The sequence below is a fragment of the Streptomyces sp. Isolate_45 genome (assembly GCF_024721315.2).
GTDB lineage: Bacteria > Actinomycetota > Actinomycetes > Streptomycetales > Streptomycetaceae > Streptomyces.
This window is the reverse complement of the sequence record NZ_JANFAK020000271.1, coordinates 1-6,822: the sequence shown is the minus strand read 5'-3', so window position 1 is coordinate 6,822 and position 6,822 is coordinate 1. Positions and strand designations below refer to the sequence as shown.

Genomic DNA, 6,822 nt, shown 5'->3' with positions numbered 1-6,822 from the left:
GCCGGGGCCCGCGCCGTCGGTGTCCAGGGGGCGCAGTGACCAGGGGGCGGCGCCGTCGTGTTCCCCGGCGCGTTCGGCGAGGGTCCGCAGGCGGCACACCTGGGCGCCGGACAGGGCCGCGGCCCTGGTGATGCCCCGCATGGGGTGGGCCCGCGTGACCGCGTGGAGGACGGCCGGGACGGGGGCGCAGGCCGTGGCGTAGCGGAACTGGAAGGGTCGCCAGCCGGCGCGCAGGGCGTCGGAGGGCGCTTCCAGGGCCCGCCAGAACGCCGCCCAGGCCCCCGGGTCGAGGGTCTCCAGCTCGAAGAGCACCCCGTCGGCGGAGGTGAAGGGCGGACCTCCCGGGGCGAGTTCGGCGGCTTCGGCCTCATCGGCCCCGGTGGCGGCGAGGTACTGGGACACCGCGAGGAGACCGGCCCGGTCGGCGCTGGTGGTGGCCTCGGCGGCGCCGCCGCCGCGGGCCTGTCCCACCAGGCCCGCGAGCAGGCCCTGGACGGTCAGGACGGCGGTGGCCGTCGCCACGTAGTCGACCGCCAGCCCGCGCGGGCCGCCGTCCCGGCGGCCGTGCACGGACATGATCCCGGTGGCGGCCTGGACGGTGGCCTCGTCGACGATGCCGCTGCCGGGCGATCCCCAGTCGGTGAGCGCGCGGGCCGACGCGAAGCCGTCTCCGGCGAGGGTGGTCCGGGCCGGGCCGGCCGAGGGGTCCGCGCCGTCGGTGGGGTGCGGGCGCGCGCCGAGGCCGCGCAGGTGGTCGGTGACGACTCCCGTGATCCGTGGGGGCCCCGAGGTCTCGAAGCGCAGTGTGTCGAGCGGCCTGTCCGTCCGCGCGGTTGCTGGTGACGCCATGCCTCTCCTCTCCTGGCGCGGCGGTGGCCCGCGCCGGGGTGTCGGCGGGAAGCGGGAACCCGGGAGCGTGTGCGCCCGACCAGTTCCACGAACAGACAGTCGGACAGTCGTTCGTACGGGTTCCCGGGACGCAGGAGGAACGCAGTGACGGATCCGGAGTCCCCTGCCGGGGAAGCGGCACGGCCCGCCCCGCACCCGACGGGGTTGAAGGAGAGGATCGCCCGGTTCGTCGCCGAGCGGGTGATCCCGTGCGAGACGGTGCTGGACGCGGGCGGAGCGGCGGCGGACGCCGCGCTCACCGCCCTGCGGGCCCGGGCCGAGGAGGACGGGTTGTGGGCGCTGCCGCTCCCGGCGGAACTCGGCGGCGGCGGGCTGTCCTTCGGGGAGTACGCCGCACTGGCGGAGGCGGAGGGCGCGAGCGACCACGGGCCCGCCGCCCTGGGTTCCGCTCCCCTGCTCGACGTCACGATGCTGGCCCGGCACGGGGGGCCGCGGGTACGCGAGGAGTACCTCGCCCCCTTGGTCGCGGGTGACCTCCGGGCCTGTTACGCCATGACGGAGCCGGACGTACCGGGCAGTGATCCGTCGCTGACCGGCACCCGCGCCGAACGTGCTCCGGACGGCGGTTGGCTCGTCAGCGGCCGCAAGTGGTTCACCTCGGGCGCCGGGCGGGCCGACCTGGTGACCGTCCTGGTCCGCACGGGCGGCTCGCCCGGGGACCGCGAGGGGCTGTCCCTGCTGCTCGTGCCCACCGCCTCCGCCGGCTTCCGCGTGCTGCGGGAACTGCCCGTGCTCGGCGCGGGCGGGCAGTACGAGATCGGCCTCGACCGGGTCCGGGTGCCCGCCGACCACCTCCTCGGTGCGGGCGGCGACGCCCTGTCCATCGCCGGAGAGCGACTGCGACTCGGCCGTACGCTGCGCTGCCTGCGCTGGATCGGCCAGGCGCAACGCGCCTTCGACCTGATGTGTGCCCGGGCCGCCGGGCGCAGTGGTCCGGGGGGCCCGCTCGCCGGGCACCAGCTGGTCCAGCAGCACGTGTTCGAAGCGCTGCTCGCGCTGCGCGGGGCCCGGTCGCTGGCCCACGAGGCGGTGGCGCTGATCGCCGCCGGGCAGGACGCCCGCACGGAGGTGGGCCTGGCCAAGGTCGCCGCGGCGCGCGTGCTGCAGCAGGTGACGGACTCCGCGATCCAGGTCCACGGCGCCGCCGGGCTCGGCCCGGACACCGCGCTGCCGGCCCTCTTCCGCACCGGGCGGGCCGCCCGCATCCTCGACGGTCCCGACGAGCTGCACGTCACCTCGGTGGCCCGCCGGGTCCTGCGCGACTACGCCCCGGGTCGGGACGGGACGTCCCCCCGGCCGACGGCCCCGGCCGGATGACCGGGCGGGTGGGGGCGGGCGTCGGGGCCCGTCAGGAGCGCAGGAGCGGGCTGGGGACTGTCGTCGAACTCCCGTCGTCGCCCGGAGGGCGGTCTCGCGGCGTCCGGTGCGTGCTCCCGGCGTGCCGGGCGGAAGCCCGCGTACTGGACCGTACTCGGGCTTCCGCCCGGTGCGGCGGGAGTCCGTGCCGGACGCCGCGAGGCAGACGGGAGTTCGACGACAGGCCCTACAGGCGGGTGAGGTCGACGAGGCCGTTCCGGGCGGCCAGGCCGAGCGCCAGGAAGAAGTCGCCCCAGATGAGTTCGTGCCGCACGGCGAGGGCCCGGCCCGCGTCGTAGCAACCGTCGAGGAGCATTCCGGCCGGACGGCCTCCCCCCGGACCCGTGACGTGCTCCCGGACCAGCCGGCCCAGGATCTCCTCGGCCCGGCGTGCGTACCGGGCGGCCAGGGGTCCGGGCGACAGGGCGAGCTTCAGCAGGGCGACGGCGGTGATGGCGGCCGCCGAGGTGTCGAGCGGGTCGTCCGGATGTCCGGTACGGGCCGGGGGTACGAGCGGCCCGTACCGGAGGGCCGGCGCCGCGAGCCTGCCGGCCGCCGCTTCGAGCCGGGCGGGGCGGTGGCCCGCGACGTCCGGGAGCAGCAGGGCATCGGCCACCGCCAGGAGCAGCCAGGCGTCGCCCCGGCTCCAGCCGGGCGCCGGTTCGGCGCAGGGCCGCCAGCCCGTCACCGCCCCCTCGAAGCGCCAGGCGGGCGGGCGCGGGCGGCCCGGCGGCGCGTGCGGATCGGGGGCGGGCGGATCGGGGGCGTTCGCGGCGCCGCCGCCGGTCCCCGCGGCTCCCCGGGCGGGACCGCCGTCGAGGGCGTCGTCGGCTTCGCGGCCCTCCGGGCCCAGGCAGAGGTCCAGGTGGCGGTGCAGGTGGGCCGAGGCGGCGGCCGCCCCGGCCGGGCCGGCCGAGGCGAGGAGGGGAACCATCCCCGGTACGCCGTCCGCCCGGGCCAGCAGGCGCGGTCCGCCGAACGCGTCCCCCCAGGGGACGATCCCGAGCCCGGGGTCGAAGGCCGAGAGGCAGGCTCGGGCGGCCCGGGCGCGGAGCGCGGCCGCCTCCGGATCGTCCTCGGCCGCGGCGGTCCCGTACCAGAGGATCAGGCCCCGGGTGGCGGTGTCGGCCTCCACCCGGGGCGCCAGCCGGGCCGTCCACGCCGACGCGGCCCGCCGGTCGGCCGCGGCGCCGGTGGAGCGGGCGCGGAGCCACAGCAGCCCGGCCCAGAAACCGCCGGTCCAGGAGCCGTTGCGGGTCGTCGTCCAGGTGCCGTCGGCCGGCTCGGCGTGGAGCGGGAACCGGTCGCCGACGGCCGCCGCGGTGACCGCGGCCCGTTCCAGGACCCGGTGCAGCGCGTCCCCGGCCCGCCGTCCGGGCTCGGTGGCGGTCACGCCGCGCGTCCGGCGCGGTCGCGCCGGGCCCAGACGAACGCGACCGCTGCCGCCACCGCGAACTCCGCGGCCACCAGCAGCCAGCCGGTCCCGTACCGGCCGCTGTTCGCGAGGAGCCCGAACAGGGGCGGTCCCAGCGCGAATCCGGTGAAGAACCCGGCGGCGACGAGGGCCGAATCCTGTCCGGCCCGGCCCGGCGCGGCCCGCTGCACGACGAGGACCATCGAGACGGCGTTGCCGGACACGGCGAACACCCCGACGGCGACCGCGCCGACCCACACCAGCGGCCCCGCGACGAGGGCGGCGCCCAGCAGGCCGGCAGCGGCGACGGATCCGCACGCGAGCCATCCCGGGAGCCGTTCGGCACGGCCGGGCCGGGCCGCCTTCGACCAGCCGACGCGGCCGGCGACGCCCGCCACGCCCAGCACGGCGACCAGGGCCCCGGCCGCGGTCGGGCCCATGCCCAGGCGCTGCGCCCCGAAGAGGGCCAGGAAGGTGTTGACGGAGGCGATCGCGGCGCCCAGGAAGAGCGAGAACACGGCCAGCCAGGCCACCATGCCGCGCGGCACGAGCGGGCCGCGCGGCCCGGCGGGAGGTGGGGGCGGGTCGGCGGGCAGGGTGCGCAGGGCCCACAGGCCGGCGAGCAGGGCCGTGCCGGCCGCGGTCCACACGGCGCCCCGCCGGCCGATCCCGGCCGCGAGCACCGTCAGCGGCAACCCCGCGAAGAAGGCTCCCAGTTGGACCCCGGATTGCTTGATCCCCGTCACCGGTGCCCGCCGCGCGGGCGGTACGAACCGCAGGACCGCCTTGTTGGTGGCCGGGTTGGCCAGCGCCTGCGGTACGCCGCCCAGCGCGACGGCGGAGAGCAGCAGGGCGGTGCCGGGTGCGGATCCGATCAGGGCGAGCGCGGCGGCGGAGAGCAGCAGCAGGGCGCCCAGGGACCGGCGCGGGCCGATCCGGTCCACGATCCGGCCACCGGCCGGGGAGAGCGCCGCCGCCGTCCCGAATCCGATGGTGGTCGTCAGACCCAGCACGGCGGGCGACATGCCCGACTCCCCCACCAGTCGGGGGCCGAGGGCGCCGATGACGAACAGCTGGAGCATGGAGAAGCCCATGGCGCAAGTGAGGAGAGCCGTCAACTGCCTTTCCTCGTACTTGACTTGCCGGTCTTCCGATATCGCCTTCGTTTCCTCCGCCGCCACGAAAATCCCCTGTCCGCGCATGTTGAACGTCCCGGCCGACAGGGTAGGCAGTCGGGTGCGTCGGCGGATCGGTTCCCGGTGCGCGTGGTGCTCCGGAGCGGCCGGAGCCACCTGGCACGAGAACTTGTCGGGATGTGCGCAGCGCGCTGCGCGGCTCGGAAGGCCGGTGCGAGGATGAGCCCGCCATGAAGCCGGGCCACTGTCACCGAGCCTTGCGGGCCGCGTTGTTCGCGGCCCTGTGCGTGCTGCTCGCCGCCACCGGTCACCTCCTCATGTCGGGGACGGCCGTGCCGTGGTGGGCGTTGGCGCTCGCGCCGGCCGCCCCCGCGGCGGCGGGTTGGTTCCTCGCCGCCCGGGAGCGCGGGCCGCTCCGGGTGACCTCGGCGGCCGTGGCCGTCCAGGCCTGGCTGCACGCGGCGTTCTCCCTGGCGCAGTCCCTGTCCCACCCCACCCTGCCGCCGGGCACACCGTTCGCCCGGCAGTGGGTGCGCTACCTGACCTGCGGCGGACTGTCCCCCGGCCCGGCCACGGCCGGGGGCGTCGGGCCGGGTGGTCCCGGCTCCGGTGCCGGGACCGGCGGTTGGGGCCCGGCGGTGTTCCCGGGGGCCTCCGGTGGCGACGTACCGGCGATGGCGTCCCACCCGCACCACGGCCTGCACGACGGCCTGCACGACGCGGCCCACGCCGTGTACGCCCCGTCCGCCGCGCAGGTGGGGGCCGGTGGGCACGAGATGGCCGGGATGTCGCCGGCCGGGATGCTGACGGCGCACCTGCTGGCCGCCGTGCTGTGCGGTCTGTGGCTCGCCCACGGCGAGCGGGCCGCGTTCCGCATCGCCCGGTGCGTCGCGGCCCTGCTGCGGGCGCCGCTGCGCCTCGCGCTGCGCACCATCGGGCCCGTGCACCGGCCTCCGGCCCGGGTCGGGCGCTCCCACCGACACCGGCGGCCGCGGCGGCTGTTCCTCGTCCACGCCATCACCTCGCGGGGGCCTCCGGCGGGAACCGCTGTCCTCTGACAGCCGGTTCCCCGAGCACGCGGCCCGCGGCCGTCCCGCACGCGCCCGCGTCGTGCCTCGGGCATCGGCCGTGCCGTCCGGCCGGCCGTACCCCTCACCGGCGGCGCCCCGGCGTCGCCGGATCCCTTGCCCTAAGGACCCGTGGCGATGACCCATGCCCTGCCCACCGTGCCCCGTCCCGCCGGCACGAGGCCCCCGCACACTCCCGACTCCGACGCGGCGGTGACCCGACTGGCGCTCGCGGCCCGCGACGGCGATCCGGTCAAGACGGACCGCTTCGTGCGCGCGCTCCACCGTGACGTGTGGCGGTACGTGGCCTACCTCAGCTCCGACGCCCAGGCGGCCGACGACCTGACCCAGGACGTGTTCCTGCGCGCGCTGCGCGCGCTCCCCCGGTTCGAGGGCCGCTCCTCCGCCCGGACCTGGCTGCTGTCGATCGCCCGTCGCACGGTGGTGGACAGCCACCGGCACGCCGCGGCCCGCCCCCGGACCGCGGACCGCACCGACTGGCAGACGGCCGCCGAGCAGGCCCAGCCGCGGGGCGTGCCCGGCTTCGACGACGGCATCGCCCTGGCCGAGCTGCTGGCCGGCATCCCCGCCGAACGCCGCGAGGCCTTCGTACTCACCCAGCTCCTCGGGCTGCCGTACGCGGACGCGGCCGCGGCCATCGGCTGCCCGGTCGGCACCGTCCGGTCCCGCGTGGCCCGCGCCCGCCTCTCCCTGACCGCGCTCCTGACGGACACCCCGCCGGCACCCTCCGGCACGGCGCACCCGACCCACCGGCCGGTATCGCGCGCCCGTGGGGGCGCGCCGGCGGGGGCACGACCGAAGGCGGCCTGACGCGCGGTACGGCCCCCCCCCCGCCCCGGGGGTGGGCCGTACCCCCCCGGCGGGTGGGCTGCCTAAGAACCAAAACCGCCCCCCAACTAGTTTCCGGGGGGTTCCGTGC

At 77.8% G+C, this 6,822-nt stretch carries 6 protein-coding genes; 3 read left to right on the top strand and 3 right to left on the bottom strand.

From position 1 onward, the window contains the following. The coding region (locus NOD94_RS39565) for a CoA transferase (RefSeq protein WP_281211081.1) at window positions 1-849 on the bottom strand (849 nt) is incomplete at its 3' end. A 144-nt stretch (window positions 850-993) separates the two neighbouring features. Between NOD94_RS39565 and NOD94_RS39560 the strand changes: the two genes are divergently transcribed. Beyond that, entirely contained in the window at window positions 994-2,226 is a 1,233-nt protein-coding gene (locus NOD94_RS39560; RefSeq protein ID WP_281211080.1) for an acyl-CoA dehydrogenase family protein, read from the top strand. Window positions 2,227-2,452: 226 nt separating this feature from the next. Here the strand turns inward: NOD94_RS39560 and NOD94_RS39555 are convergent, their stop codons facing one another. After that, the gene (locus NOD94_RS39555; protein ID WP_281211079.1) at window positions 2,453-3,658 is read right to left on the bottom strand and encodes a sugar ABC transporter permease; all 1,206 of its coding nucleotides are present in this window, start codon (window positions 3,656-3,658) and stop codon (window positions 2,453-2,455) included. Then, window positions 3,655-4,797, bottom strand: a complete 1,143-nt coding sequence (locus NOD94_RS39550; protein ID WP_281211078.1) for an MFS transporter — start codon at window positions 4,795-4,797, stop codon at window positions 3,655-3,657. The genes NOD94_RS39555 and NOD94_RS39550 overlap by 4 nt, the downstream gene beginning before the upstream one ends. Before the next feature lie 248 nt (window positions 4,798-5,045). Between NOD94_RS39550 and NOD94_RS39545 the strand changes: the two genes are divergently transcribed. Continuing rightward, window positions 5,046-5,873 (top strand): hypothetical protein, encoded by an 828-nt coding sequence (locus NOD94_RS39545; RefSeq protein WP_281211077.1) that lies wholly within the window; start codon window positions 5,046-5,048, stop codon window positions 5,871-5,873. 147 nt (window positions 5,874-6,020) lie between these two features. Then, on the top strand, window positions 6,021-6,713 hold the full coding sequence (locus NOD94_RS39540) for a sigma-70 family RNA polymerase sigma factor (RefSeq protein WP_281211076.1): 693 nt from the start codon (window positions 6,021-6,023) through the stop codon (window positions 6,711-6,713). Window positions 6,714-6,822 lie beyond the last annotated feature (109 nt).